The organism is Streptomyces davaonensis JCM 4913 (genome assembly GCF_000349325.1).
Classification (GTDB): domain Bacteria; phylum Actinomycetota; class Actinomycetes; order Streptomycetales; family Streptomycetaceae; genus Streptomyces; species Streptomyces davaonensis.
The window spans coordinates 898,856-924,401 of the sequence record NC_020504.1 but is presented as its reverse complement, the minus strand read 5'-3'; the positions used below and the strand labels follow the sequence as shown (position 1 = coordinate 924,401).

Genomic DNA, 25,546 nt, shown 5'->3' with positions numbered 1-25,546 from the left:
GGTGAGCGCCGACGGGCGTGCCGACAAAAGCGTCGACACGTGCTCGGCGTTCAGCTCAGTCGAGCGGCGACGGCACGCGCGCAGTCCAGCGACTCGGTGTGTGTCGTATCCACCTCCAGGTCGTAGACCACGTGTTGGTGCACCACATTCGCCTGCATCGCCGCCATCCCCGGAACGCGGTCCCCGCGCGCGATCTCCCGTCCCTCGGCGACGGTGGCGTCGCACCGCACCCCGACCCACAGGACGTCGATCCCGCCGAGCACCTTCTGCCAGCGCTCCTGGGACGCCGCTCCGCCGAGGAACACGTCGTCGACGATGATGCGGGCGCCCGCGCGGGCCATCGCCGCGATGCCCTCCGCCCAGGCCGCCTGGAGCGCCATGAAGTCGCCCCCGACACTCACCCCGCCGTCCGCCTCGAAGGTGATCCCGCCGTCCGAGGACCGCATGCTCGCGGGCAGTGCCTCGACGAACGAGTCGACCCCGAACGCCAGCCATGGATCGGGCAGTACGGCCTGAAGACACCGCACGAGCCCGGACTTCCCCGAACTGGAGCCGCCGTTGAGAATGATCACCTGAGTCGTCACCGCGCCACACTAGGGCGGCTGAATCGCGACACGAAGCGAATTTCGGATCGGGGAGGCGCGCGGTGAACGACCATGACCATGACCTGAGCACGTGGAGTTTGGAGCGGCTCGCGGCGCTGGCGGAGGACGGAGAATGGCTGGAGTCGATCCGCGTCGTCGCCCAGGGGCACGCCTACGTCGACGACCAGCCCGAGGAGGTCCGGCGGCGGTGGGCGGCCCTCGCTCTCTCGGCGAACCGGAGGATGGGCGGCGACGCCCTGGGTGCCCGTGAGCTCCACCAGGACTTCACGCTCCGCATGTGGGTGATCGACACACTCGGACCCCACCCCGACTGGAGCCCCAACACACTCGCCCACGACACCCTCGACGCGCTCACCCTCACCCCGACCCAAGCCGAGGCCCTCGCCCGCGACTGGCGTGACCGCCCGATCGAGGTGATCAGGGACCTACGGCGCCACAAGAACCTGACGGCCCACCTGGACCGGCTGCTCAGCCACCTGGGGCCCGGTCCGACGCACGATCGGCTCCTCCCGTGGACGCAGATCCGCCGACTGCTTCCGTGACCGCATGACGCAGGGCGTCCCGGCGACCTCCGTGGTCGTCCTGCTGAACACCGAGGGTTCCGCAGCCAACCCGCACTCCACGGCATGCTGACCCACCTCGCCGCAGCGCTCTGCTGACGGGACCCGGGGACGCGCTGCGGACCGTGGGCGGAATCGCGAGCGGGCTGCTGGTGTGGGGCGCGCTGTCGGTGGCCGGACTCGCGGCGGTGCTGGCCGCGTCGCCCACGGCGTACAGCGCTCGCGCGCACCACAGGCGTCGTGCTGATCGCCTTCGGCATCGCGGTGGCGACGACAGCGAGCTGATCTCACGAAGGGTCGCGAAGGGCCGCGAAGCGCCACGCATCCCAAGTGGCCTCGCTACTATCGGAGTTGCTTTCCCATCCATTGGGGGGACCCTCCTGCGGCGCGCTGTTCGACGGACGCGCCGGCGGGGGGAGACCGGATGGGAGGTGAAAGATATGGCCGACGACAAGTCGACCAGGACGACGGTGCTCTGTGCGGACATGGCCAAGCGTGTCATTGCCGCGCTGAGCGCTCGCGCGATGTGGGCAGCGATTCTCTACTTGCTGCACCGAGACGTGTGACGTCCGGGTCCCGATCCGACCCCCCTCGGTCGGGACCCCCTTGTCCTTCCCCCTGAAACCGGATCGCGTGGCGCCCTCGCCCGCTGGCACGCTGCCGCCATGGAACATGCGGAAGTACTGCTGATCGGCGGACGAGCGGGTGTCGGCAAGACGACGGTGGGATGGGAGGTCTCGGCCCAGTTGCGGGCCGCGGCGGTCGCGCACGCCGTCATCGAGGGTGACTACATGGGTCAGATCCATCCGGCCCCGGACGGCGATCCGCACCGCGCGGGCATCACCGAGAGCAACTTGACCGCCGTCTGGGCCAACTACGCCGCCCGCGGCTGCCGGCGCCTGATCTACACGAACACCGTCAGCGTCCTTCCCGAGGCGACGGGGATGTTCGAGCGTGCGATGGGCGCTGGGGTGCGTCTCGTCCGGGTGCTGCTCACCGCCTCCGACGTCACGGCGCAGGAGCGCCTGCTCGGCCGTGAACTCGGCTCGGAGCTGGAGGGGGAGATCGCCGGCAGCCTGCGCAAGGCGCGGCTCCTGGACGACCGGGCGCCGACGGAGACCCTGCGGGTGGCGACCGACGGACGGCTTGTGGTGGACATCGCCAGGGAGGTCGTGGCCGCCACCGGTTGGGCCACCGCCGACGATTTGGCGGAGCCGCCGGTCGTACCGTAGGATCGATCTTGAGCCGGTCACCGCAACTCAAAGCAACCGGCGCTGCGTTGGTGGTCCAAGGAAAGACGTCCCGCTTCCTGCGGGGAGATGCAGGTGCAAGGCCTGCCCGGCGCTCGAAATGTATGGCCCGTCCCGAATTCTCGGGGCGGGCCATATGTGTTGTTCCCCTCCCTGCCCGCACCCGCCAGTAAGGTGATGCATCAACTAGAGTGGGTCACCGAACGCCGAAGCTCCGAGCCTTCGGAACCCGAACAAGAAGGTGCCGCTGTGGCCACGACGTCGGCTCTCCCGCTTGTCGATCCGCTCGATCCGCCCCGACTCATCGCGACGGATCTGGACGGCACCCTGCTGCGCGGAAACGGCACGCTCTCGCCCCGCACCCGGGCCGCCCTCGCCGCGGTCGAGCAGGCCGGAATCCCCGTCGTGCTGGTCACGGGCCGCCCGTCACGCGTCGTGGACGCGCTGCTCAAGAGCATCGGACCGCACCACGTCATCGCCGCCAACGGCGCCGCCGTCCACACCCCCGACGGAACCCTCGCTCTCGCCTCACCGCTGCCGCCCGCCGAGGCCACCCGACTCGTGACCCGGGTGCGCGCCGCGGTCCCCGGGGTCTCCTTCGCCGTCGAGTACGACCGGGACTTCGGCCATGAACCGGACTACCCGACCTGGTCGTTCGGCGGCGACACGGTCGAACTCGTCGGCACGGCCGAGGCGCTGGTGGCCCGCACCCCGGCCAGACCCCTGCTGAAGATCCTCGCCCACCACCCGACCCTCCCGCTCGACGACTTCTACGAGCAGGCACGGCACGCCGCGGGTCCGGCCGCCGAGACCACCCACTCCACCGGACTGTCCCTCGTGGAGTTCAGCGCGCCCGGCGTCACCAAGGCGACCACCCTGATCGACTGGAGCGGCCGACTCGGCATCGCCGGCCACGAGATCGCGGCGTTCGGCGACATGCCCAACGACCTGCCCATGCTCACCGCGGTGGGCCGCTCCTACGCCATGGCCAACGCCCACCCGGACGTCCTGGCTGCGGCACGTCATCGCACCTCCTCCAACGAGGAGGACGGCGTCGCCGAAGTGTTGGAAGGGTTCATCGACGCGTTCGTCCCGTAGGGAAGGGACTCAGGGCGACTCCACCGTCACCCGCAGCGGCGCGCGGAACGACAGCAGGCCGAGCATCGGGTCGTCCGCCGCCGGTACGAACCGTGCCGACGGCAGGCGGCGGGCCGCCGTCCTGAGAGCCACGGCCGCCTCCGTACGCGCCAGGGACGCCCCAGGGCAGCGGTGCCGGCCCACGCCGAAGGCCAGGTGCTGCCGTACGTTCGACCGGTGCGGGCACATGCGGTCCGGGGCGTCGAAGACCTCCGGGTCCGAGCCGCTGCCCAGGAGCAGCAGCAACAGCTGTGCGCCCGCCGGGAGTTCCACCCCGCCCAGCTCGACCGGGCGCGCGGTGACCCGGCGCCACGACGTCACCGGCGGCTCGCGGCGCAGCACCTCCTCCACCCAGGCCCGCGCCGAGTCGTCCGGCGAAGCGACACGGGCCCACATGCCGGGCTCGGTCAGGGCGTGGCGCAGCACCGTGGCGATGAGCTGGCCGGTGGTGGACTGCCCGGCGATGAAGACGAAGAAGCAGGCGGCGACGGCCGTCTCCACGTCCAGCCGCTCTCCGTCGGGCAGCCGGTGGTCGGTCAGGGCACGGACGAAGGAGCCGGGCCGGGCCGATCCGCCGGCCACTGTCTCGGTGAGCCACTGGTGGAACTCGGCCACGAGCACCGCCAGTTCGAGCTGACGCTCCGGTGCGGGGCGGCCCCAGAACAGCTCCAGCGAGGCATCGCTCCAGCGGATCAGCGTCGCCGTCGGAACCCCGTCGATGCCCAGGAGTTCCATCAGCACCCGGCACGGCAGCACCTGCGCGAAGGACGTGAACAGATCGCAGCGACCCGAGGCGTCGAGCCGCTCCGCCACTCCGTCCAGCAACTCGTCGGCGATGCGCTCGATCACCGGTACGGCCGCGGTGACCCGCTGTGCGTTGAAGAACCGCGTGACCACCCGGCGCAGCCCGGGGTGACTGTCGGTGCCGTTGTTCGCCAGCGCGATCGGGAGGTTGAAGCCCGCCCGCGCCAGCACCCTGAGCGCGCCGAACGGCAGCGGGGTGACGGCGTTCTGGGCGTTGTCCGGGAGGAAGTCGCCCGGCGTGAGCAGCACATGGCGGATGTCCCGGTGCCGGCTCACCAGCCACAGCCCGGTGTCCGCGTCGAAGTGCACCGGCGCGTCGGAGCGCAGTGACTCCAGCCACGGGTACGGGTCGCGGGTGAAGGCGTCGTCGAAGAGGCCGACCGCGGTGCTGACGGGTGTGGTTGCACCCAATGCCGGGGAAGTCACGGTCGGGGACGCTAACACGTGCTCGCGTAGTTACTGCGCGTATGTGCGGCGCATCACTCCAGCTCAAGGGGGAGATCCTGATCCGCCGCCCGCGCCGCCCGCCCCCGCTCCGTCTCCGGGAACCGCCGGAGCATCGCCCGCAGCTCCTCCGCCTCGACGTTGGCGCCGAACGGCTCGGTGCCCGGCTCCAGCCGTACGCCCGCGGCGAGCGGGCCCGCGACGACCGGATCGAAGCCGAGGGCGTCCACGAGACGCGAGACGGTCGAGACGTCGTCGGGCTCGTCCCCGGCGATGGCGATCGCCTTGCGGCCGGGTGCGCCGACGGGCCGGGCCCCGTCCTCCAGGTCGTGGTACCCCATGTGGTTGAACGCCTTCACCACGCGCGCGCCGGAGAGGAACGCCTGCACGGTCTCGCTCGACGAGGTGCGCGGGTCGGTGAGGTCCTCGCGGACACCGTCCACTTCCCACCAGTAGTTCATCGCGTCGACGACGAGCTTGCCGTCCAGTGCCTCGGCCGGGACGTTGCGGTACTTGCCGAGGGGGAGGGCCAGGACGACGACGTCGGCCTTCGCCGCGGCCTGCTCCGCGGTGACCGGGACCGCGCCCGGGGTGAGCACCTCGACGGTGAGGGCGATCCTCCCGGGATTGCCGGAGCCGGCGATGAGCACGCGGTACCCGGCGGCGACGGCCAGCCGGGCGAGCACGGTGCCGACCTTCCCGGCGCCCAGGATCCCGATGGTCCCGGTCTCGGTGATGGGCATGTCTGCTCCGTTCGGGCGAGGCTCAGGCGAGGAGGTCGCGGACCATGGGGATGACCTTGGTGCCGTACAGCTCGACGGACCGGAGCCGGGCGCTGATCGGCTGTGCTCCGGTGGTGTAGATCAGATCGAACCGGCCCACGCCGAGCGCCTTGATCGCGCGGGCCATCTTGCGGGCGACCGTCTCGGGCGAGCCGATGTAGAGGGAGCCGTGCTCGATCTCCGCCGCGTACTCCTCCTTGCGGACCGGCGGCCAGCCCCGCAGCGCGCCGATCCGGTCCCGCATGAGCTTGTAGTGCGGCCAGTGCACCTCGCGGGCCTCCTCGTCGGTGTCCGCTATGAAGCCCGGCGAGTGCATGCCGACCGGGTGGGCGGTGGTGCCGAACTGGTCGGTGGCGCGCTGGTAGAGGTCGACGTACGGAGTGAAGCGCTCCGGGGTGCCGCCGATGATGGCGATCATGAGCGGGAAGCCGTAGCGCGCGGTGCGGATGACCGACTGGGGGGTTCCGCCGACCCCGACCCAGGTGGTCAGGCGGCCGGACTCGGTCTTGGGGAAGACGTCGGCGTCGTCGAGGGCGGCGCGCTGCGTGCCGCTCCAGGTGACGGGCTTCTCCTCCAGCAGCTTGGCGAAGAGCTCGATCTTCTCCTCGAACAGGACGTCGTAATCGGCCAGGTCGTAGCCGAAGAGGGGGAACGACTCGGTGAACGAGCCCCGTCCGAGGATGATCTCGGCCCGGCCGCCCGAGAGCGCGTCCACGGTGGAGAAGCGCTGGAAGACGCGGACCGGGTCGTCGGAGCTGAGCACGGTCACGCCCGAGGAGAGGTGGATCCGCTCGGTGCGGGTGGCGATACCCGCCAGGACGGTCTCGGGGGTCGAGATCGCGTACTCGGGGCGATGGTGCTCCCCGAGAGCGATCACATCGACGCCCGTCTCCTCCATGAGGATCGCCTCGTCGACGACCTGCCGGATGGCGCGCGCGTCGGACACGAGGGCGCCGGTGTCGTCCTGCGGCACATCGCCGAACGTGTCCAGACCGAAGACGAGATCTGACATGGCTGTCTTCCTTCGTGAGGGGTTCGAGAAGGACCGAGGCATATCTGGTTGACGCGTCAATCATTACACGTCCGTGCGACGAAATCCGCCCTGTAGATGATTCATCAACCACGCGTAGGCTGTCCCCATGAGCAACGTGGAAACCGCGCCCGAGGCAGTGCGCTGCGCAACGTCGGTGGACGACACCGTTCCGGCCGGGCGGTCGAGCGTCGAGGTGATCACCGCACGCGAGGTGCCCCTGGGTGGCCCGCGCTCGATGACCGTACGGCGCACCCTGCCGCAACGGGCCCGGACCCTGATCGGCGCCTGGTGCTTCGCCGACCACTACGGGCCGGACGATGTCACCGCCACCAGCGGCATGCGGGTCCCGCCGCACCCGCACACCGGTCTCCAGACGGTGAGCTGGCTGTTCAGCGGAGAGATCGAGCACCGCGACAGCCTCGGCTCGCACGCCTTCGTGCGACCGGGCGAGATGAACCTCATGACGGGCGGCCACGGCATCGCCCACTCCGAGGTCTCCACACCCGGCACCACGAGCCTGCACGGCGTCCAGCTGTGGGTCGCGCTCCCCGAGGAGCACCGGAACACCGCCCGCGACTTCCAGCACCACGTGCCCGAGCCCACGAGTGTCGACGGCGCCGAGATCCGGGTCTTCCTCGGCTCCCTCGCCTCGGTCACCTCCCCGGTGCGCACCTTCACGCCCCTGCTGGGCGCCGAGATCACCCTCGCGCCCCGCGCGACGCTCACCCTGGCCGTGGACCCCGGCTTCGAGCACGGTCTGCTCGTGGACAGCGGCGACGTCCGCCTGGCCGGCACCCCGCTGCGCCCGGCCGAACTGGGCTACGTCCACCCGGGCGTGGACGCCCTCACGCTGGTCAACGAGTCGGACGAACCGGCCCGGACCGTTCTGCTCGGCGGTGCCCCGTTCGAGGAGGAGATCGTCATGTGGTGGAACTTCGTCGGCCGCAGCCACGACGACATCGCCCGGGCCCGCGAGGACTGGGAAGCCGCCTCCGACCGCTTCGGTGAGGTCGAGGGCTTCGCGGGCGAGCGCCTCCCCGCCCCGGCCCTGCCGAACGCCACCATCCGGCCCCGCCGGAACCCGCCGCGCCACTGACCGGCGGGCCGCCGGAATAGGGCGGGCGGGACGCGTGTTGCCGCGTACGGTTGATGTATCAACCTCATGGAAAGGCTGATCACGATGCAGTTCGGCATCTTCACCGTCGGCGACGTCACCACCGACCCGACCACGGGCCGTGCGCCGACGGAACACGAGCGGATCAAGGCGATGGTCGCCATCGCGCTCAAGGCCGAGGAGGTCGGCCTGGACGTCTTCGCGACCGGCGAGCACCACAACCCGCCGTTCGTGCCGTCCTCCCCGACCACCCTGCTGGGCTGGATCGCCGCACGCACCGATCGCATCGTCCTGTCCACCTCCACCACGCTGATCACCACCAACGACCCGGTGAAGATCGCGGAGGACTTCGCGATGCTCCAGCACCTGGCCGACGGGCGGGTCGACCTGATGATGGGCCGCGGCAACACCGGCCCGGTCTACCCCTGGTTCGGCAAGGACATCCGTGACGGAATCAGCCTCGCCGTCGAGAACTACGCGCTGCTGCACCGGCTGTGGCGGGAGGACGTCGTGAACTGGGAGGGCAAGTTCCGCACGCCGCTCCAGGGGTTCACCTCCACGCCCCGCCCGCTGGACGGCGTACCGCCGTTCGTCTGGCACGGCTCCATCCGCTCGCCGGAGATCGCCGAACAGGCCGCCTATTACGGCGACGGGTTCTTCCACAACAACATCTTCTGGCCGAAGGAGCACACCAAGAAGCTGATCGAGCTGTACCGGGAGCGGTACGCCCACTACGGGCACGGCAGTGCCGAGCAGGCGATCGTCGGGCTCGGCGGCCATGTCTACATGCGGCCCAACTCCCAGGACGCCATCCGCGAGTTCCGTCCCTTCTTCGACCACTCACCGGTGATGGGCGGCGGGATCTCCATGGAGGAGTACATGGAGCAGACCCCGCTGACCGTCGGCACCCCCGAGCAGGTCATCGAGAAGACGCTCACCTTCCGTGAGCACTTCGGTGACTACCAGCGCCAGTTGTTCATGGTCGACGGCGGGGGAGTGCCGTTGAAGAGCGTGCTGGAACAGATCGACCTGCTCGGCGAGGAGGTCGTCCCGGTGCTGCGCGAGGAATTCGCGAAGGGCCGCCCGGCGGACGTGCCGGACGCCCCGACCCACGCGTCGCTGCTCGCCGCGAAAGGAAGCGAGGACTGAGAAATGACGACGGACAGCTTCAACGACTACCCGGCCCACGACGGCGTCGCGCCCGACCGCTGGGCCAGCGCCCTGCACCTGTTCGACAACGGCGCCGGCGCGCCGCACGAGGAGACCGCTCTCGAACGCTGGGAGCGGGCCCAACTCCTCTTCGGCGCCCGGGACTACATCGGCGCCGCCCGTCTCCTCGCCGACGTCGTCGAGGAGGCCCCGGAGCAGACCGGCCCCCGGCTGCTGCTGGCCCGGTCCTACTACCACTCGGCCCAACTGGGCCGCGCCGAGGAACAGTTGCGGTACATCGTCGACCGTGACCCGGTGGAGCACTACGCCCACCTGATGCTGGGCCGCACCCTGGAACGCCAGGGACGTCAGGAAGAGGCGGCACCCTGGCTGCGGATGGCCGCCGCCTTCTCGGGCGAACTGCCCGACGGGGACTGAGTCCGCAGAGGGGGCACCGGGCGACCGGTGCCCCCTAGTAGTGCTTCGTTAGGTCTGGGCGTTTTCGCTGATCAAGAGCATGTTGGGTACGTGGACATGCATGAAGTGAACCGGTTACGGGCCGCGTTGGGGCTTTTCGTGGAGGATGTGTTCGCGTCGGTTCCGCGTAAGGATCAGCGGGCCAGGGGCGAGTGCTATCTGCGGGGGCTGATGCTGGACGGTCGGCGCAAGTCGATCCAGCCGATGGCGCAGCGGCTGCCGGACGGGAACATGCAGGCCTTGCAGCAGTTCGTCAACCAGTCGCCGTGGCAGTGGACGCCGGTACGGCGGCGGATCGCCGAGCGGCTGGTCGAGGTGGTCAGGCCCGAGGTGTGGGTCATCGACGATGTGTCGTTTCCCAAGTGCGGGCGGGCGTCGGTCGGGGTGGCCCGGCAGTACTGCGGAGCGTTGGGCAAGCGGGCGAACTGCCAGGTCGCCGTCAGTGTGCACGCCGCCACCGATCGTGCTTCCTGCCCGTTGGAATGGGAGCTGTTCCTGCCCGGGGAATGGACGCACGACGTCCCGCGGCGTCAGGCCGCGGGGGTGCCTGACGAGGTCGTGCATGTGACCAAGCCCCGTCTGGCTCTGGGGCTGCTCGACCGGTTGGCGCACTGGCTGGCGTCGGTGCCGGTGATCGTGGCCGATGCCGGTTATGGCCGCAGTGTCTCCTTCCGCCTGGCCCAGGAGGAACGCGGCTGGTCCTACGTCATGGCCGTCGAGCCGAAGGAGATCGCCCGCCCGGCCGCAGCCGAGCCGCATCTGCCGCCCTACCAGGGGCTGGGTCCGCCGACACTGCCCCGCTACCGCGAGCCGGCCCGCCCCTTGCCCCAGCTGGTCGACGCAAGCACCCGCTTCCAGAGCGTCACCTGGCGTCAGGGCAGCAAGGGATCGATGACCTCACGCTTTGCGGTGCTTGAGGTGCGGCCATCGGGCAAGGAGGCCACCCGCACAGCGCAGGAACACGCCGGCGGACGCAGCACGTGGGACGGCGTGCTGCCGCTGAGGACCCTGCTGGTCGAGCAGCCGGAAGGATCGGCAGAGCCCACCGGTTACTGGATGACCAACCTGCCGGCCACCACCGCGATCGCCGATCTCGTGCGCTTCGCCAAGATGCGCTGGCGCATCGAGCACGACTACCGCGAACTCAAACACGGCCTGGGCCTGGACCACTTCGAGGGCCGCACCTGGCGGGGCTGGCACCACCACGTCACCCTCGTCACCGCAGCCCAGGCCTTCCTCACCCTGCGGCGCTACGACCCAAAAGCCCCCACGAAAGCCTGACCCTCTACCAAGTCCTCGACGCTTTACAGGACCTGCTGCGGTGCTGGACCGGCACCTGCACCACCTGCGGCCGCCCCCTCACCACCACCACCAGAACCAGAACCTAACGAAGCACTACTAGGACTGGTGGGCCAGCGCGCTCGGCGTTCGGCAGCCGACGATCGCCGGGGCCTCGCGCACGAGCGTGTCGTCGGTCAGCGCCTCCACCATGAACAGCGCGAAGTCCACCCGGCGGGTGATGTTGCTGGCCAGCACCGCATCGCCCACATGCCGGCTCCACACCGGCAGGCCCTGGCTCTCGCCTTCCTCCAGCGAACTGCCGCGCACCACGGTCCACCGGGTGTCGCTGGCGAAGATCCGCCGGCACGCCTCCACCTGATCGTCGATCTCGACGGCCCGGACGAGCCGCCCCAGCACCGCCGCGATCCGCACGGCCAGGGTGAACAGCCGGGAGTACCTGTCCTTGCCGTCGCGCGTGATGTGCCAGCCGCAGGAGAAGACCAGTCGCGCGCCCGGCGCCGCGTGATCGAGCACCGCCTGCGCCGTACCGGACGAGTACTGCCGTACGCCCCAGGGCACCAGCACCGTCAGCACCCCGTCGCAACCGGCTACGGCCCGCCGGATCACCTCCGGGTCGTTCGTGTCCCCGGGGACGACGGTCATCCGCCCCTCGAACGCGGCCAGTTTCGGCACACTGCGTTCCCGGCACACTCCGACCACCTCGTAGCCGCGCTCCAGCGCGTGCCGGACCATGTACTGCCCGAGCTTCCCCGAAGCGCCGACGATGCAGACCTTCTTCATCCGATCCGTGCCCATGGCGCAGCCCCTTCACCGGCATGCCTACCTTATGTTGTAAGGTACGTTAGCCTTATGTTGTAAGGCAGTCAATGAAGGAGAACGGGGGAGGGCGGATGCCCAAGGGCGGCAGGAGTCCACGCGTCCCGCTCAGCCGTGAGCGAGTGATCCGTGCGGCCGTGGCGGTGGCCGACGAGAAGGGCTCGGCGGCGCTCACCATGCGGGCCGTTGCCGAACCCCTGGGCGTCGAGGCCATGTCGCTCTACCACCATGTGAAGGGCCGCGAGGACATCCTCGACGGCATGGTGGACGCCGTGTTCGGCGAGATCGAGCTGCCGCCGCTCGACACCGACTGGAAGAGCGCCATGCGGCGGCGCGCGGAGTCCGCCCGCGCGGCCCTCAAGCGCCATCCCTGGGCGATCGGCCTGATGGACTCGCGCTCCCAGCCGGGACCCGCGACCCTCCGCCACCACGACGCCGTCATCGGGGCATTGCGCGCCGGAGGATTCTCCGTCCCGATGACGGCGCACGCCGTCTCACTGATCGACAGCTATCTGTACGGCTTCGTGCTCCAGGAGTTGAGCCTGCCGTTCAAGGGTGCGGCGGAACTGGACGAGGTCGCGGGCGCGATCCTGCGGGACATGCCGGCGGACGCCTATCCCCACCTCGCCGAACTGGCCACCGAGCATGTCATGAAACCTGGCTACGACTACGGGGACGAGTTCGCGTACGGCCTCGGTCTCGTCCTCGATGCCCTGCACCCGGACGAGACGGCGAGGCCGTAGCGGCGCCGGCCGTTCTAGGGATGCTCGGTCAGCCGGAAGCTCTGGGCGCCCGAACCGTCGCAGGCGCGCTGCACCAGCTGCACACTGTTCGCCGAACTCCCGCTGCTGCTCAGACACTTGCCGCTGTGCCGGGCGACGAAGCGATAGCTACCGGACTCCTCCCGTACCGGTTGCCACTGCTGGTTGCCGCCACCGCCGTAGGACCACAGCTGCAAGGGCGCGTTGTCCGCAGTGGAGACATCGGTGACGTCGATGACCTGCTGCGGATTGCCGCGATTGGCGATCCGTGTGTATCCGCCGTCCGTCGGACGGAACTGGAACTGCTGGGCGTTGGTGCCGTTGCACGTGTACTGCTGGATCACCGTGCCGTTGGCCGTGCCCGCGGCCCGCGCGTCGACGCAGGTGCCGTTCCCGGCGTTCGTCAGGGAGTACCAGGCGGTGTCGGAGATGGGGTCCTGCGGGCCGGGGTCGGTGTCGGCCCCGCCGAGCCACTTGAGTCCGTCGATCAGGAAGCGGTTCTGGGTGGCGCTGGCGAACGTGGAGGACAGGCGGGTGTTGGTCGCGTAGTCCATCGCGTTGTGGCCGAAGTTCGCGTACAGCATCCGATACTGGGAGTTGGTCCACAGGATCGGGTAATAGCCGCTGTACCAGGACTGGTCGGGGTCCGTGCCGAGCGGGAAGCTCGACGGGTCGACGGAGGCCAGGATCCTGATGTCCGGGTTGTTTCGCAGATCGTTGGACCAGCTGTACCACTCGCTGACCGCCGAGGTGAACGTGGCGGGCAGGGCGGTGGTGGCGGGGTGCGTCCGGTTCTCGGTCCGCAGGACCGCGGTCGTCGGGCCCCAGGTGTTGCTGCGGAAGTTCCCGCTGCCGAGGAACTGGTTGTAGTACCAGGGCCAGGAGGCGGCGTCGGTGGTGAACGCCGAGACGTGGAAGCCCAGCCAGCCGCCACCGGCACGCATGTACCGCTCGAATCCGGCGCGTTGGGCGGCGGTCTGCGGGGCGTCGTCCAGGAAGAGCACGACCTGGTAGGCGTCGACCCCGCCGTTGGCCAGCAGGTTCCAGTCGGTGGTGGCCGTGTACGTGAAGTTGTTCTCCGCGGCGGCCCGCGGGAACCACTGGTTGGCCTCCTTGACGAAGTCGATGTGCGCGGCGTCCCAGGTTCCGTTGTAGAAGGCGATGACCTTGAACGAGGGCGCCTGCGGCGCGGCGTGCGCGGGCAGGGCGGTCAGCCCCAGAAGCAGCGCGAGCAGGGTCAGCAGTCGTACGACGATGGGGGGTCTCGGGAGTCGGAGCACGTCTCCTCCTAAGCCGGCGCAGATCAGCGGGCGCTTAGTTCAGTACGTGATTTAAGAAGTGATGTAAGAGGCATGTCAATAGCTTGGTCTAATCCAATCCCTGTCGATGTTCACAGTCATGAACCTTGCTCACATAGGTGTTCAAGGGCTGCCGTCTGTGTAAGACTCCTCAACTCCCGGACCTGACTGCGAAGTTGGAGAGGCGGACGAGCTGTGACTGTTTCCCGGAGAACCGTGCTGGCGACCGCGGCCGGCGCCGCGGCCATGGGCGTGACCTCGACACAGAGCGCACAGGCGCAGATCTCACAGGCGCAGAACACACGCGTACTGCGGGACGCCGCCGACTATGCGGTGGAGAAGGTCCGTTCCGTCGCACCCCGCGTGACCGCGTTCCCCGTCGGCACCAAGTTCGAGAAGTGGGTCTACTCGCAGGGCGGCGACTGGGTGGGCGGCTTCTGGCCGGGAACCCTCTGGATGGCCTGGCTGCACAGCGGCGACGACGAACTGCGCACGCGGGCACTGGAGTCGGCGGCCAAGCTCGCGCCCCGCCAGTACGACACCACCACCCACGACCTGGGCTTCCTCTTCTACCCGTCCTGGGTCACGGCATGGCGCCTGACCGGCGACGAAGCCTGGCGGACGGGCGCTCTGAGAGCGGCGGACTCGCTGATCCGGCGCTACAACCCGCGCGGGCGCTTCATCCGGGCGTGGGGCGCGCTCGAAGACCCGAACAACGCGGGCCGCGTCATCATCGACACGATGATGAACCTGGATCTCCTGGCCTTCGCGAGCGCGCAGAGCGGTGACGCGAAGTACCTCGACATCGCCGTCGAGCACGCCAGGACGGCCCAGCGGGTCTTCCCGCGCCCCGACGGATCGACCCCGCACGTCTACGACTTCGACCCGGTCGCCGGAGCGCCGCTCGGCCCCGGCACGGTCCAGGGGTACAGCCCCACCTCGTGCTGGTCGCGCGGACAGGCCTGGGGCCTGTACGGATTCACCACGATCCACCGCAGGACCGGGAACCAGGAATTCCTCGCCACCGCACGGAAGCTGGCCGACTACGCCCTCGGCGCCCTGACCTCTGACCACGTCCCCGTGTGGGACTACCGGGCCCCGCAAGCGCCGTACGACATCAAGGACGCCTCCGCCGGAGCCATCATGGCCTGCGGACTGCTGGACCTCTCCGCGGCAACGGGCCGACAGGAGTACCGGTCCGCGGCACTGCGTCTGCTCACCGCCCTGTCCCAGACCTGCCTGACGCGGAACTCCGCCCGCGCCGAGGCGGTCGTGGCCCGCTGCACCCGCAACCGGCCGGCCGAGGACGGAGTGGAGATCTCCCTGCCGTACGCCGACTACTACCTGCTGGAGGGCATCCTGCGGGTGCTCAAGCCGCAGGAGGTGGACCGGGCGATCGACCTCTCGTCGGTGTGAGCAACGGCCGTCACAGGGCGGGGCGGTAGGGCCCTTCGAGGATCTTCCGCTGCTGCATGGCCGTAAGACGGACGACGAAGAACACGGCGGCGCCGGCGGCCGCGATCTCCAGGGTGTCGCAGAACATGTACTGCACGACGGCGGCGCGCAGCTCCTCCAAGTTGTCGGCCCTGTCGAACTTCAACGCGCACCACCGGCTGAACATCACGTTGGAGGCGAACAGGCCCCACCACAGGTTCACCGGCCAGACGGGCGCCCGGTACGGCTGACCGTCCACCGGCAGCGGCGAGGCGGCGCCCCACATGTCGAGGGCGATCCGGTACGGCAGCCACAGACCGGCGACCGGAATGAACCAGGAACCGATGGCCCACCCGGGGCCGTTGCGGAACCGGTCCGGTGCCAGCAGCCCGAGATTACGGCGCATCCGGGAGAACCAGACGAGGAACATGACGGCGCAGGCCAAGTAGGCGCCGCCCTGGTACCTGCCTGCCGACTCCCACATCAGCAACGTGTTGTAGAGCTCTCCTTGCCGGGCGGTGAGGAACCCGGACTCCCCTTCGATGACGGAGTACACCCGCACCCCCGCCAGGACGGAGTACGCCCCGCTGAGCGCCGCCGCCCCGAGCAGCCCCGACACCACGACGACCATCCACCGCGCCGCCCGCGGAACACCCGTGGGCAGCACGGCATACGGATGCGGATTCTTCAACTCGGACAAGACGGAGGCCCCCCGGCCGGACAAAAGGAGAAACGGAATGGCACAAGAAAGATCAAGTGCGGACGCATGATACGCCCGACCTGCGCTTCCGTACCCCCGCCGCCCAGCGCATCCCCCGGTTGGCCACCGCCGCGTAGCCGATGCCGAACAGGAGTGAGGCAAACAGGGCCAGCCAGCCGGAGAAGTCGTCGATCAGGGGATAGATCTGCCAGTGCGTCAAGTAGATGTACAGGGAGCTGCTCGCCAGTACCCCGGCCACGGAGTTGATCCACGCCCGGCTCGGGAGCCGGCGCACCCACACCAGGAGGACGAAACCGGCCGCGACCACCGCGTCCCGGAAGGGTTCGCCGGGGAAGAAGCCCGGGATCGTGGCCAGCGCCACCACGGTCACCAGAACGCGCTGCCATGTGCTGTCCGCCTTGGCCGCCGCCCAACCCAGCGCGAACAGCCAGAAGATGACGACGGCGGAGGGCACATGGCCGCGGTCCTGGAGCCCGAGCAGGTCGTAGCGGGTGACGAGGCCCAGTGCCGCGATCGACATCGGAAGGGCGAAGGGGAAGCGGCGCTCGGCGCGGTCCACCGCGCGCAGTCCGAGCAGGGCGACGGCGCCCACCAGGATGTACGTCAGCGCCTCGATGAACCAGAAGTGCATGGCCGTGTCGCTGTCGTGCGGCCCGAGGACGCTGTGCAGCAGGAAGAGGTTGGAGAGGCCGTAGTCGTCGGTGAGGGGGAGGACCAGGGCGATCCAGGCGAGGCTCGGCACCACGATCCTGGCGATGCTGCGCAGCCCGTGCCGGACCCGCTCGCGGCGCTCCGCGGACGGGGTGAGGTGGAAGCGCGCCAGGTTGTACCCCGCCAGCGCGAGCAGGAGGTGGGCACCGCCCTTGACGTAGATCACATGGATGTGTGAGCCGGCGATCAGGACGATCGCCGCGGCCCGCAGTGCGATGCCCGTCTCCAGCGTGCGTCTGCGGGACGGTGCCGGAGGCTTGGGGCGGCGGAGGTCGCGGATGGGGGTGGTGTGCCAGTCGGGGGGCAGGTCGCCGAGGGTCTGCTCCAGGTTCAGGGACATTTCCACGTACGACAGTGAGTCGCCGCCCAGGGACACGAAGCTGTCGTCCTCGGTGACGTCCGGCCGGTCGAGGATGCGGGCGTACAACTGGCGCAGGTCGGTGGGCTGTCCGGGCGAGGGAGTGGCGTCGGCGCCGAGCTTGCGTACCGCCTCGTAGTCCGGCTTGCCCGTGGCCAGTCTGGGCAGTTCGGGGAGGACGTGCACGGCCACGGCCCGGGGCGGCAGGCCGTACTCGGCGGTCACGGTGCGGCGGACCGTGTCCGCGTCGGCCGGAGCCGCCACCGCCACCCGCAGGACGTCGTCGCCGCCCGCGCACAGCGCGCTGTGGCCGTGCCGCCGCAGCAGTGACTCCACGCGCTCCGGGTCGATGCGCAGACCCAGGATCTTCGCGAAGCGGCTGCTGCGGCCCACTATTTCGTACAGGCCGTCCGGTGCGCGCCGGGCGATGTCGCCGGTGTGCAGGGCCTGGGTGGTGCGGCCGAGGGCGAGGTCGGCGGGGTGCTCGGCATAGCCCAGCATGACGTTGGGGCCCGAGTAGACCAGCTCACCGGTGTCCTCGTCCGGCCAGTCGGGATGCGGCTCCAGGTGGAAGGAGCCGCCGGGGATGGGGACCCCGATCGCCTCCGGGCGGGTCGCGGCGAGGTCGGGCGGCAGATAGGCCATGCGGGCGGTGGCCTCGGTCTGGCCGTACATCACGTACAGGTCCCAGCCCTCGCGTCGGCCCAGTTCGGCGTAGTGAGCGACCCGGTCGGGGGCGAGACGGCCGCCCGCCTGGGTGATGTAGCGCAGATGGGGGAGCGACAGGTCGGCGAAGCCGATGCGGTCGAGCAGGTCGAAGGTGTACGGGACCGCGGCGAAGGTGGTGGCGCGGGCCGCGCGGAAGAGGTCCCAGAAGCCGTCGTCGGCGACGGAGAGGTCGGTGAGGACCAGTCCGGCGCCGCGCAGGAGGTGGCTGTTGACGACCGACAGGCCGTAGCAGTAGTGCAGGGGCAGTGTCGTGGCGGCGCGGTCGTCCTCGCGGATGCCCAGGTAGTCGGCGATGGACTCGGCGTTCGCCTGGAGGTTGGCGTACGACAGCCGGACCAGTTTGGGCGAGCCCGTGGAGCCGGAGGTGCTCAGCAGCAGCGCCAGGTCGGGGTGGAGCTCGTGCGCTGAGACCGCGCGCCGCTCGTCCAGGCACAGCTCGCCCGAGGTGTCGGTGCTCACCACGATGTCGGGGTCGTAGGCGGCGGTCAGCGACCGTACGGCCTCGGCGTTGTCGCCGGGGACCAGCAGGACCGGGTGGCCCGCGGCGAGTGCGGCGAGGTAGGTGACGAGCACGTCGGTCGTGTGGGTCGCGGCCAGGAGCACCAGACGCCGGCGGGTGCCCAGGCGGGCGGCCATGAGGGTGACCATTTCGGCCAACCGGCGATACGACAGTTCACCGTCCCGCGTGAGCAGGGCCGGACGGTCGCCATGCGCGGCGAGGCGGGTGGCGAACAGTGGCGAGGCGCTGCCGGGGACGCTGGACAGCAGGTCGGAGGGGGTGAGCACAGGCGTATATTAGGTTTGCCTTACCTAAAAGGAAAGACGCGGGTCCATCACAGGTACTGCACAGCCGATGCATGGACGGCGCATGGATGCATGCGATGCAAGCCGAACATCGCCCGTTATCAAGCCGTTCTTGACGGTGAGGTTAGCTTTACCTTATTCATGGCTCGTTCACAGCTGGTGAGCCACTGTTCAGGAAGGCCTCGCATGCGACGCTCCATGGTCCGCCGTCTCTCCGTCCCCGCCCTCGCGCTCGGACTGCTCGCGCCGGCCCTCGCCGCGTGCAGCGACGAGCCCGCCGACCTGGTCATCTACTCCGGCCGCAACGAGGACCTGGTCGACCCGCTGCTGGACAAGCTGGAGGAGGAGCTCGACGCCAACGTCGAGGTGCGCTACGGCGACAGCGCCGAACTCGCCGCCCAGATCCTGGAGGAGGGCGACAAGACCGAGGCGGCGCTGTTCTTCTCCCAGGACGCCGGAGCGCTCGGCGCCCTGTCGAAGGAGGGCGCGCTGAAGGCGCTTCCGCAGCCGACGCTGGAAAAGGTCGATGAGGCCTACCGGGGCGGCGAGGGCGACTGGGTCGGCGTCTCCGGACGCGTCCGGGTCCTGGCGTACAACCCGGAGAAGGTCCCCACCCCGCCGGACAGCGTCCACGACCTGACCGACCCGGAGTGGAAGGGCAAGGTCGGGTTCGCCCCGAACAACGCCTCCTTCCAGGCCTTCGTCACCGGCATGCGGGTCCTCGAGGGCGACGACGCCGCCCGCGAGTGGCTGAAGGACTTCAAGGCCAACTCCCCGAAGACGTACGAGAGCAACATCGACATCCTGGAGGCCGTGGACTCCGGGGAGGTCGCCACCGGTCTGATCAACCACTACTACTGGTACGAGAAGGCCGCCGAGGAGGGCGAGGACAAGCTCACCGCCAAACTCCACTTCCTGCCCGGCGGCGACCCGGGCGGTCTCGTCAACGTCGCCGGAGTGGGCCTGCTCAAGGGCGCCGACGCCAAGGAGGCCGGCTACGCCCAGAAGGCCGCCGACTTCCTGCTCGGCCAGGAGGCCCAGACCTACTTCGCCGAGGAGACCTTCGAGTACCCGCTGATCGAGGGCGTCGCACCGGTGAAGGGCCTGACCGCGCTCGACTCGCTCCAGGCACCGAAGATCAACCTCGGAGAGCTCGACTCCCTGAAGGAAACCCTGGCCATGCTCCAGGAAACCGGACTGGTCTGAGGCGCCCGGTCATGGTGACGACGCAACCGTCGGCGAGGAAGGACCCCGGCCCTCGCCCGGCCGCACGGCTCCGGCGGGCCGGGCGGATCCCGTGGACGCTGGCCTTGCCGGCTGCGGTGGCCGCGGCCTTCGCGCTGCTGCCCCTGGTCTACCTCTGCGTCCGCGCCCTGGAACACGGGCCGGGCTACGCCTGGGACATCGTCACCACTGACCGCGCCGCCGAACTGCTCGGCCACAGCGTCGCGCTGGCGGCGGTCGTCGTCACGGCCTCTGTGGTCCTCGGCATCTCCCTGGCCTGGCTGACCACCCGGACGAACCTGCCGTGGGCCCGCGGCTGGGCCGTACTGGTCACCCTGCCGCTCGCCGTGCCGAGCTACGTCGCCGCCTTCGCCTGGCTGTCGGCGGTCCCGGAGCTCACCGGGTTCACGGGCGCGGCCCTCTCCCTGACCCTGGTGAGCTTCCCGTACGTCCATCTGCCCGTCGCCGCGGCCCTGCGCCGCACCGACCCCGCCCAGGAGGAGGCCGCCCGCTCCCTCGGCCTCGGCCCCCTGCGCACCTTCTGGCGCGTCACCCTCCCGCAACTGCGCCCCGCCGCCGCGGGCGGAGCGGTCCTGGTGGCCCTGTACGTGCTCTCCGACTTCGGCGCGGTCTCACTGATGCGGTACGACACCTTCACCCGCGGCATCTACACCTCCTACCGGTCGTCCTTCGACCGGACCCCGGCCGCCGCGCTGAGCGTCGTCCTCGTAGTGCTCACCGTGGCCCTGGTCGCCGCCGAGGCACGTACCCGGGGCCGCGCCGGGTACGCCCGCACCGGCACCGGCACCGCCCGCCCCGCGGACCCCACCCGGCTGGGCAAGTGGACGACCCCGGCGCTCGGTTGGTGCGCCGCCGTCACGGCCGCCGCCGTCGCCTTCCCGCTCGCCACGCTCGGCTACTGGCTCGCCGTCGGCAACTCCGCGACCTGGGACCCCGCCCGCCTCACCGAGACCGCCACCACCACCCTCGGCGTCGCCGCCGCCGGCGCCGCGCTGACCACCGTGCTCGCCGTGCCCATCGGCGTGATCGCGGCCCGCCACCGGGGCCGCACCGCCCATCTGCTGGAACAGGCCGCCTACGCGGGCCACGCCCTGCCCGGCATCACTGTCGCCCTGTCCCTGGTCTTCTTCGCGGTGCGCTATGCCCACCCCGTGTACCAGGAACTCCCGCTGCTGGTGGCCGCGTACGCGGTGCTGTTCCTGCCCGTCGCGGTCGCCGCCACCCGCGCCGCCGTCCTCCAGGCCCCGCCCGTCCTGGAGGACGTGGCCCGCTCCCTGGGCCGCCGGCCCTGGCAGGTCCTGCGCGAGGTCACCGTGCCCCTGGCGGCACCCGGCGTCGCGGCGGGCGCCGCGCTGACCTTCGTGGTCTGCATGAAGGAACTCCCCGCCACCCTCCTGCTCCGCCCCACCGGCATGGACACCCTCGCCACCCGCCTGTGGACCGAGACCGGCACCGCCTCCTACGCCGCGGCGGCCCCCTACGCAGCCGCCCTGATCCTGCTGGCCGCCATCCCCTCCTACCTCCTCGGGAGGCACCGCACATGAGCGACCTGCGCATCGAGAAACTGACCAAGTCCTACGGCGCCGAGGGCCCGCCGGTCCTCGACGGCCTCGAACTCACCGTCCCCGGCGGCGCCCTGGCCGCCGTGCTCGGCCCCTCGGGCTGCGGCAAGACCACACTGCTGCGGATCATCGCGGGCTTCCTGCGCGCCGACGCGGGCAGCGTCACCCTCGGCGAACACGTCCTGTCCGGACCGGGAGTCCAGGTGCCGCCCGAGCGCCGCCGCATCGGCATCGTGCCCCAGGAGGGCGCGCTGTTCCCGCACTTGAGGGTCGACCGGAACGTCGCCTTCGGACTCAAGGGCGTGGACCGCGCCGAGCGCCGCCGCCGTACGGACGAGATGCTGGAGCTGGTGGGCCTGTCCGGCTACGGCGAGCGCATGCCCCATGAGCTCTCCGGCGGCCAGCAGCAACGCGTCGCCCTTGCCCGCGCCTTGGCGCCCCGCCCGGCGCTGGTCCTGCTGGACGAGCCCTTCAACGCCCTCGACAGCGCCCTGCGTTCGGGCGTCCGCGCCGATGTCCGCGCGGCCCTGAGCCACAGTGGTGCCACCGCGGTCCTGGTCACCCACGACCAGCAGGAGGCCCTGTCCACGGCCGACGTCGTGGCGGTCGTCCGCGAGGGCCGCGTCGCCCAGTGCGACACCCCGCAACAGCTCTACCGCCGCCCGGCCGACCCGTGGGTCGCGGGCTTCGTCGGCGACGCCGTCCTCCTGCCCGCCACCGCCCGGACCAACGGCACCGCTGAAACCGCCCTCGGCCCGGTCCCGCTCGCCGAGGACACGGGCCCCGGCACCGGCACGGTGCTGCTGCGCCCGGAACAACTCCAACTGGCCGAGCCCGCCTCCGCCGTGGCCCACGGCACCGTCACCGACGTCCGCTTCTACGGCCACGACGCGATGATCACCGTGACGGTCGAGGGACTGGCGGATCCGGTGGACATCCGCGCGGCGGGGCCGGTCGCCGTACGACCTGGGGAACGGACCGGGATCCGCGTCAACGGGGAGGCGGTGCTGCATCCTTGAGCGGACCCCGTCCCTGAACCGGGGCCTGCCCGGGCGTCTGCGACGATGGCCGCCATGACCAGCAGCACAACCGACCCCGCTCCGACGGCCGGTGACCTCGCGCAGGCCCTCTTCTCCGGGAGCCTCGCCACGGACCCGGTCCCCGTCCTGACCTACCCGGCAGACGCCGGTCGCGTCGCCCGCCGCGAGGCCCTGCGCCCGGTGTACGAGGAGATCGTGGGACGCATCGGCGCGCCCACTCTCCTCGGCGGTGGCGTCGCGGGACCGCGGGTGCGCTGGTGCACCCGGGAGCGGATCCTCCAGCTGTCAGGCGACCACGACCAGGCCGTGCTGACGGCGTACGACGCCGACGAGTTCGAGCGCGCCGAGTGGCAGACCTTCGACCGCACGCATCCGGGGGAGAAGGGCGAGCCGCACGCCTTCGACGCGCTGCCCTACCTGTGGCAGCTCGACCGCAAGGGCCCCGGCTTCGCCACGTCATGGACGTACAACGGCACGATCGTCGTGAGCGGTTGGGAGCACGCGGTCACGGGCCTTGAGCTGATGCTCGCCTCCTGGGTGGAGCACTATCCCGTGCAGTCCCCGGGGGACTGGATCGGCTTCAAGTTGTGGACCGCCCGCGACTGGGGCCGCAGCATGATCGTGTCGTACTCGCCGGACGACGAGGGCCAGGAACTGGCCGTCGCCATCGACGACCGGGGCGCCGAGCAGACCGGGGAACGGCAGGCGCAGATGCGTGAGCGCGGCTGGCGCATCCAGGACGAGCACCAATGGTGGCGTACCAGGCTGCCGGAGACGGACGAGGACGCGCCCCGCCTGATCGCCGAACTCGCCATCGCCGAGTGCCGTGCCCGCAAGGCCACCTGCGTGGACGAGCTACGGGCCCTCGACATCAGCGCGGGCGACCACGGCGAGCTGTGGCTCACGGGACTGGGTCTTCCGACGCATCCGCCCCGCGGTGAGCACTGGTGAACGGATCGCCTGCGAGGGGCAGTTGAGGGGATGATGGGCGACTGTGCCGGATGAGGCGGTGAGTTCGGGGGCCTTCGGCCGGGGCGGTCGTCCCGGTCGGGCCGAAGTCTGCGTGCGCGCGGGGCTGTTCGCCCTCGTCGGGCATGTGCTCGCCGTGCTGGGGCATCATTCGCTCGCCGACGGCCCTGTTCCCTGGGAGCTGGTGGCGGTGGGCGCGCTGGTTCAGTTCGCCCTGGCCCTCCCGGCGGCGCGCTGCCGCTCCCTGTCCCTGCCGTTGGTGATGGGGTGCACCCTCACCGCGCAGGCGATCCTGCACACCGCCCTGACCGGATTGCGGGGCGGCACGCATCACGTACACACCGCAGTCGGTCATGCCCCCGGCATGACGGCGGCCCACCTGTTGGCCGCGACGGCGGCGGCCTGGCTGCTGTGGCGGGCGGACGCGGCACTGGACACGGCACGTGCGGTACGGCGGTGTGCCGCCGCGGTGCTGGCGGGGATGACAACTCCGGTGGCGCCGCGGGGAATTCCGGCGCCGCCCGCCGCCGTACGTCTCGCGCCTGCCTTCGCGGTCCCCGCGAGGGCACGTGTGTTGGAGCATGCGCTGGTGCGCAGGGGGCCGCCGGGACACGCCGTTCCGCGATGACCCCCCATACCCGGCTGGCCCACCAGCCGTCACCAGCAAGGAGCGCTCCATGCGCACGCACCGGAACAAGGCAGGCCGTGCCGCTCTCGTAGCCGCCGCTGCCATTGCCGCCACCCTCACGTCGGTCTCAGCGGCCGCCGCCCACGCGGAAGTCGAGGCCGACACGGCCCAGGCCCTGGCGGAGAACGTCACCCTGACCTTCACCTCGGAGGCCGAGTCCGACAGCGCGGGCTTCAAGGAACTGCGCGTCGTCCTGCCCAAGGGCATCGCGCCGGACGACGTGAAGCTCGACGAGGCCCCGAAGGGCTGGGAGCTGAAGGCCACGAACGACGGATACTCCCTGGCAGGGCCCGCGTTGAAGCCCGGCGTCGACGCGATCCACAAGATCACGGTCCGTCAACTGCCCGACGCGAAGGAGATCGCCTTCAAGACGGTGGAGACCTACAGCGACGGCGAGGTCTCCCGATGGATCGAACTGCCCGACGGCGGAACGGAACTGGAGCAGCCGGCACCGCTGCTGAAGCTGAGCGCGGCGGCTCCCGGCGCCACCCCGATCACCGAGAGCCCGACGCCCAGCGCGACACCGACCCCGTCGGCCACCGCGTCCACGGCACCGACGCCGACCTCGACTCCGCAGGCCGCCGACACAGCGTCGGATGAGGACGACGACTCCTCGACGGGCCTGATCGCGGGAGGAGCGGTCGTCGCGGTGCTCGTCCTCGGCGCCGGCGCCTGGTGGCTGACCAGGCGGCGCGCGGCGCGCGACTGATCGGCGAGTGACCGGTCCCTTCGGCCCGAACGTTCCGCCGCCGCCCGGCGTCGTAGCAGTAACCGTGTCGAAGGGACCAGATCACATGACCCACGCACCCGTGCGTGCCCGCGCTCTTGCCGCCGCCGTTCTCGGCGCGGCCCTCCTGTCCACCACGGTCGCCTGCGGCAATGAGGACGGGGCGAACGCCGGTACGACGCCGAGCAGCGCGGCCTGGAAGGAACCCGCCGCGTACACGTACACGCTGGAGTCGACCGAGGGCGAACGCTCCCTGATCGGCAAGTTCCGCATCACGGTCAAGAACGGCGAGGTGACCAAGGCGGTCGGCCTGGACGACAGCGCCCGCCGACTGGTCGAGCAGTCCCCCGATCAAGTACCGACCATCGGCGCCCTGCTGGCCGAACTCGACCAGGCCCGCGAGGAGAACGCGGACAAGGCGGAGGCCGACTACGCCGCCGACGGCCACCCGGAGAGGATCACCCTGGACTGGCTGGAGGACGCGATCGACGACGAGGCCCTGTACGTCCTCACCGAGTACGAACCGGCCGACAAGTAGCTACGACTGTGGACTTGGCCCGATTCCCTGGAGCTCCTGGATCGTGCCGCCGAGCTTCTCGCGGAAGGAGCCGAGCAGTTCGGGCTTCGCGCTGAGGACCCAGCGGGTGCCGACCAGGTAGGTGCCGCCGTAGACGGCGGCCGAGTCCAGCCAGGTCTGCTTGAGCTCCTCCTCGGGGAACGTGGTGATGAGGTAGTCGGCCTGCTTCGTATGGCACAGGCCCTGACGCAGCTCGTCCGCGTCGATGCGGATCTTGGCCTTGCAGCCCGTCAGACCCGCGATCACCTCGACCTTGGCCGGAGCGACGACCCCGGCGGACGGGGCGGCGGACACCTTGGCCGACTTGGGAGCCCCGGCCGATTCGTCGGCAGCGCCACCGCCACCGCACCCCGTGACGAGGAGTGGGGCGACCGCCAGACACCCGACGATGACCCCGCCTCTCACTCGGCCCACATGTCCCCCTGCCCATAGGTCGTTGCCGTCGGTGG

The 25,546-nt window shown here is 70.5% G+C and carries 26 protein-coding genes; 17 read left to right on the top strand and 9 right to left on the bottom strand.

Annotation, left to right across the window (positions count from 1 at the left end; all coding sequences use genetic code 11):
• Nucleotides 1–50: 50 nt before the first annotated feature.
• A complete protein-coding gene (gene cpt, locus BN159_RS04085) occupies nucleotides 51–584 on the bottom strand; it encodes a chloramphenicol phosphotransferase CPT (RefSeq protein WP_015655637.1) in 534 nt (177 codons plus the stop codon).
• A gap of 62 nt (nucleotides 585–646) precedes the next feature.
• On the opposite strand from cpt, the gene BN159_RS04080 reads away from it, so the two are divergent.
• The 4 genes from BN159_RS04080 (at nucleotide 647) to BN159_RS04070 (ending at nucleotide 3,513) form a co-directional block, all read left to right on the top strand.
• On the top strand, nucleotides 647–1,147 hold the full coding sequence (locus BN159_RS04080; RefSeq protein ID WP_015655636.1) for a hypothetical protein: 501 nt from the start codon (nucleotides 647–649) through the stop codon (nucleotides 1,145–1,147).
• A 458-nt stretch (nucleotides 1,148–1,605) separates the two neighbouring features.
• Complete coding sequence (locus BN159_RS47405; protein WP_015655635.1) at nucleotides 1,606–1,731, top strand: hypothetical protein; 126 nt, start codon at nucleotides 1,606–1,608, stop codon at nucleotides 1,729–1,731.
• Between the two features lie 99 nt (nucleotides 1,732–1,830).
• Nucleotides 1,831–2,397 (top strand): nucleoside/nucleotide kinase family protein, encoded by a 567-nt coding sequence (locus BN159_RS04075; RefSeq protein ID WP_015655634.1) that lies wholly within the window; start codon nucleotides 1,831–1,833, stop codon nucleotides 2,395–2,397.
• A 267-nt stretch (nucleotides 2,398–2,664) separates the two neighbouring features.
• Complete coding sequence (locus BN159_RS04070; RefSeq protein ID WP_015655633.1) at nucleotides 2,665–3,513, top strand: HAD family hydrolase; 849 nt, start codon at nucleotides 2,665–2,667, stop codon at nucleotides 3,511–3,513.
• Nucleotides 3,514–3,522: 9 nt separating this feature from the next.
• Here BN159_RS04070 and BN159_RS04065 read toward each other — a convergent pair whose 3' ends face one another.
• The 3 genes from BN159_RS04065 to BN159_RS04055 are packed head-to-tail and all read right to left on the bottom strand — an operon-like array spanning nucleotide 3,523 to nucleotide 6,594.
• Nucleotides 3,523–4,782: a cytochrome P450 gene (locus tag BN159_RS04065; protein WP_051113468.1), complete on the bottom strand. Its 1,260-nt coding sequence runs from the start codon at nucleotides 4,780–4,782 to the stop codon at nucleotides 3,523–3,525.
• Between the two features lie 53 nt (nucleotides 4,783–4,835).
• Entirely contained in the window at nucleotides 4,836–5,543 is a 708-nt protein-coding gene (locus tag BN159_RS04060) for an NADPH-dependent F420 reductase (RefSeq protein WP_015655631.1), read from the bottom strand.
• A gap of 22 nt (nucleotides 5,544–5,565) precedes the next feature.
• On the bottom strand, nucleotides 5,566–6,594 hold the full coding sequence (locus tag BN159_RS04055; protein ID WP_015655630.1) for an LLM class flavin-dependent oxidoreductase: 1,029 nt from the start codon (nucleotides 6,592–6,594) through the stop codon (nucleotides 5,566–5,568).
• Between the two features lie 127 nt (nucleotides 6,595–6,721).
• Here BN159_RS04055 and BN159_RS04050 point away from each other — a divergent pair, with 127 nt between their 5' ends.
• The 4 genes from BN159_RS04050 (at nucleotide 6,722) to BN159_RS04035 (ending at nucleotide 10,636) form a co-directional block, all read left to right on the top strand.
• The gene (locus tag BN159_RS04050) at nucleotides 6,722–7,711 is read left to right on the top strand and encodes a pirin family protein (RefSeq protein ID WP_015655629.1); all 990 of its coding nucleotides are present in this window, start codon (nucleotides 6,722–6,724) and stop codon (nucleotides 7,709–7,711) included.
• An 84-nt stretch (nucleotides 7,712–7,795) separates the two neighbouring features.
• Complete coding sequence (locus tag BN159_RS04045; RefSeq protein WP_015655628.1) at nucleotides 7,796–8,878, top strand: LLM class flavin-dependent oxidoreductase; 1,083 nt, start codon at nucleotides 7,796–7,798, stop codon at nucleotides 8,876–8,878.
• A 3-nt stretch (nucleotides 8,879–8,881) separates the two neighbouring features.
• A complete protein-coding gene (locus tag BN159_RS04040) occupies nucleotides 8,882–9,316 on the top strand; it encodes a tetratricopeptide repeat protein (protein ID WP_015655627.1) in 435 nt (144 codons plus the stop codon).
• Between the two features lie 90 nt (nucleotides 9,317–9,406).
• Nucleotides 9,407–10,636 (top strand): IS701 family transposase, encoded by a 1,230-nt coding sequence (locus BN159_RS04035; protein WP_078598746.1) that lies wholly within the window; start codon nucleotides 9,407–9,409, stop codon nucleotides 10,634–10,636.
• A 117-nt stretch (nucleotides 10,637–10,753) separates the two neighbouring features.
• Here the strand turns inward: BN159_RS04035 and BN159_RS04030 are convergent, their stop codons facing one another.
• Nucleotides 10,754–11,452, bottom strand: a complete 699-nt coding sequence (locus BN159_RS04030) for an NAD(P)-dependent oxidoreductase (protein WP_015655625.1) — start codon at nucleotides 11,450–11,452, stop codon at nucleotides 10,754–10,756.
• 95 nt (nucleotides 11,453–11,547) lie between these two features.
• Here BN159_RS04030 and BN159_RS04025 point away from each other — a divergent pair, with 95 nt between their 5' ends.
• On the top strand, nucleotides 11,548–12,216 hold the full coding sequence (locus tag BN159_RS04025) for a TetR/AcrR family transcriptional regulator C-terminal domain-containing protein (protein ID WP_015655624.1): 669 nt from the start codon (nucleotides 11,548–11,550) through the stop codon (nucleotides 12,214–12,216).
• 14 nt (nucleotides 12,217–12,230) lie between these two features.
• On the opposite strand, the gene BN159_RS04020 is transcribed toward BN159_RS04025, so the two are convergent.
• Nucleotides 12,231–13,514 carry a ThuA domain-containing protein gene (locus BN159_RS04020; protein ID WP_015655623.1) on the bottom strand — a complete coding sequence of 428 codons (1,284 nt, stop codon included), beginning with the start codon at nucleotides 13,512–13,514 and terminating at the stop codon, nucleotides 12,231–12,233.
• A 234-nt stretch (nucleotides 13,515–13,748) separates the two neighbouring features.
• On the opposite strand from BN159_RS04020, the gene BN159_RS04015 reads away from it, so the two are divergent.
• Nucleotides 13,749–14,948, top strand: coding sequence for a glycoside hydrolase family 88 protein (locus BN159_RS04015; RefSeq protein WP_015655622.1), 1,200 nt, complete (start codon nucleotides 13,749–13,751; stop codon nucleotides 14,946–14,948).
• Between the two features lie 10 nt (nucleotides 14,949–14,958).
• Here the strand turns inward: BN159_RS04015 and BN159_RS04010 are convergent, their stop codons facing one another.
• Entirely contained in the window at nucleotides 14,959–15,666 is a 708-nt protein-coding gene (locus BN159_RS04010) for a DUF4328 domain-containing protein (protein WP_231905572.1), read from the bottom strand.
• Between the two features lie 52 nt (nucleotides 15,667–15,718).
• Nucleotides 15,719–18,271, bottom strand: a complete 2,553-nt coding sequence (locus BN159_RS04005; protein ID WP_015655620.1) for an AMP-binding protein — start codon at nucleotides 18,269–18,271, stop codon at nucleotides 15,719–15,721.
• Nucleotides 18,272–18,475: 204 nt separating this feature from the next.
• Between BN159_RS04005 and BN159_RS04000 the strand changes: the two genes are divergently transcribed.
• The 7 genes from BN159_RS04000 (at nucleotide 18,476) to BN159_RS03970 (ending at nucleotide 25,058) form a co-directional block, all read left to right on the top strand.
• Complete coding sequence (locus BN159_RS04000) at nucleotides 18,476–19,495, top strand: iron ABC transporter substrate-binding protein (RefSeq protein ID WP_015655619.1); 1,020 nt, start codon at nucleotides 18,476–18,478, stop codon at nucleotides 19,493–19,495.
• A gap of 11 nt (nucleotides 19,496–19,506) precedes the next feature.
• A complete protein-coding gene (locus BN159_RS03995; RefSeq protein WP_015655618.1) occupies nucleotides 19,507–21,078 on the top strand; it encodes an ABC transporter permease in 1,572 nt (523 codons plus the stop codon).
• Complete coding sequence (locus BN159_RS03990; protein WP_015655617.1) at nucleotides 21,075–22,115, top strand: ABC transporter ATP-binding protein; 1,041 nt, start codon at nucleotides 21,075–21,077, stop codon at nucleotides 22,113–22,115. Before BN159_RS03995 ends, BN159_RS03990 begins: the two co-directional genes overlap by 4 nt.
• A gap of 54 nt (nucleotides 22,116–22,169) precedes the next feature.
• On the top strand, nucleotides 22,170–23,087 hold the full coding sequence (locus BN159_RS03985; RefSeq protein WP_157901073.1) for a hypothetical protein: 918 nt from the start codon (nucleotides 22,170–22,172) through the stop codon (nucleotides 23,085–23,087).
• Between the two features lie 112 nt (nucleotides 23,088–23,199).
• Nucleotides 23,200–23,733 (top strand): hypothetical protein, encoded by a 534-nt coding sequence (locus tag BN159_RS44720; RefSeq protein ID WP_051113467.1) that lies wholly within the window; start codon nucleotides 23,200–23,202, stop codon nucleotides 23,731–23,733.
• A 49-nt stretch (nucleotides 23,734–23,782) separates the two neighbouring features.
• Nucleotides 23,783–24,502 carry a DUF1775 domain-containing protein gene (locus BN159_RS03975; RefSeq protein ID WP_015655614.1) on the top strand — a complete coding sequence of 240 codons (720 nt, stop codon included), beginning with the start codon at nucleotides 23,783–23,785 and terminating at the stop codon, nucleotides 24,500–24,502.
• 85 nt (nucleotides 24,503–24,587) lie between these two features.
• A complete protein-coding gene (locus tag BN159_RS03970; RefSeq protein ID WP_015655613.1) occupies nucleotides 24,588–25,058 on the top strand; it encodes a DUF6174 domain-containing protein in 471 nt (156 codons plus the stop codon).
• On the opposite strand, the gene BN159_RS03965 is transcribed toward BN159_RS03970, so the two are convergent.
• Entirely contained in the window at nucleotides 25,059–25,511 is a 453-nt protein-coding gene (locus tag BN159_RS03965; RefSeq protein ID WP_015655612.1) for a hypothetical protein, read from the bottom strand.
• Between the last annotated feature and the right edge of the window lie 35 nt (nucleotides 25,512–25,546).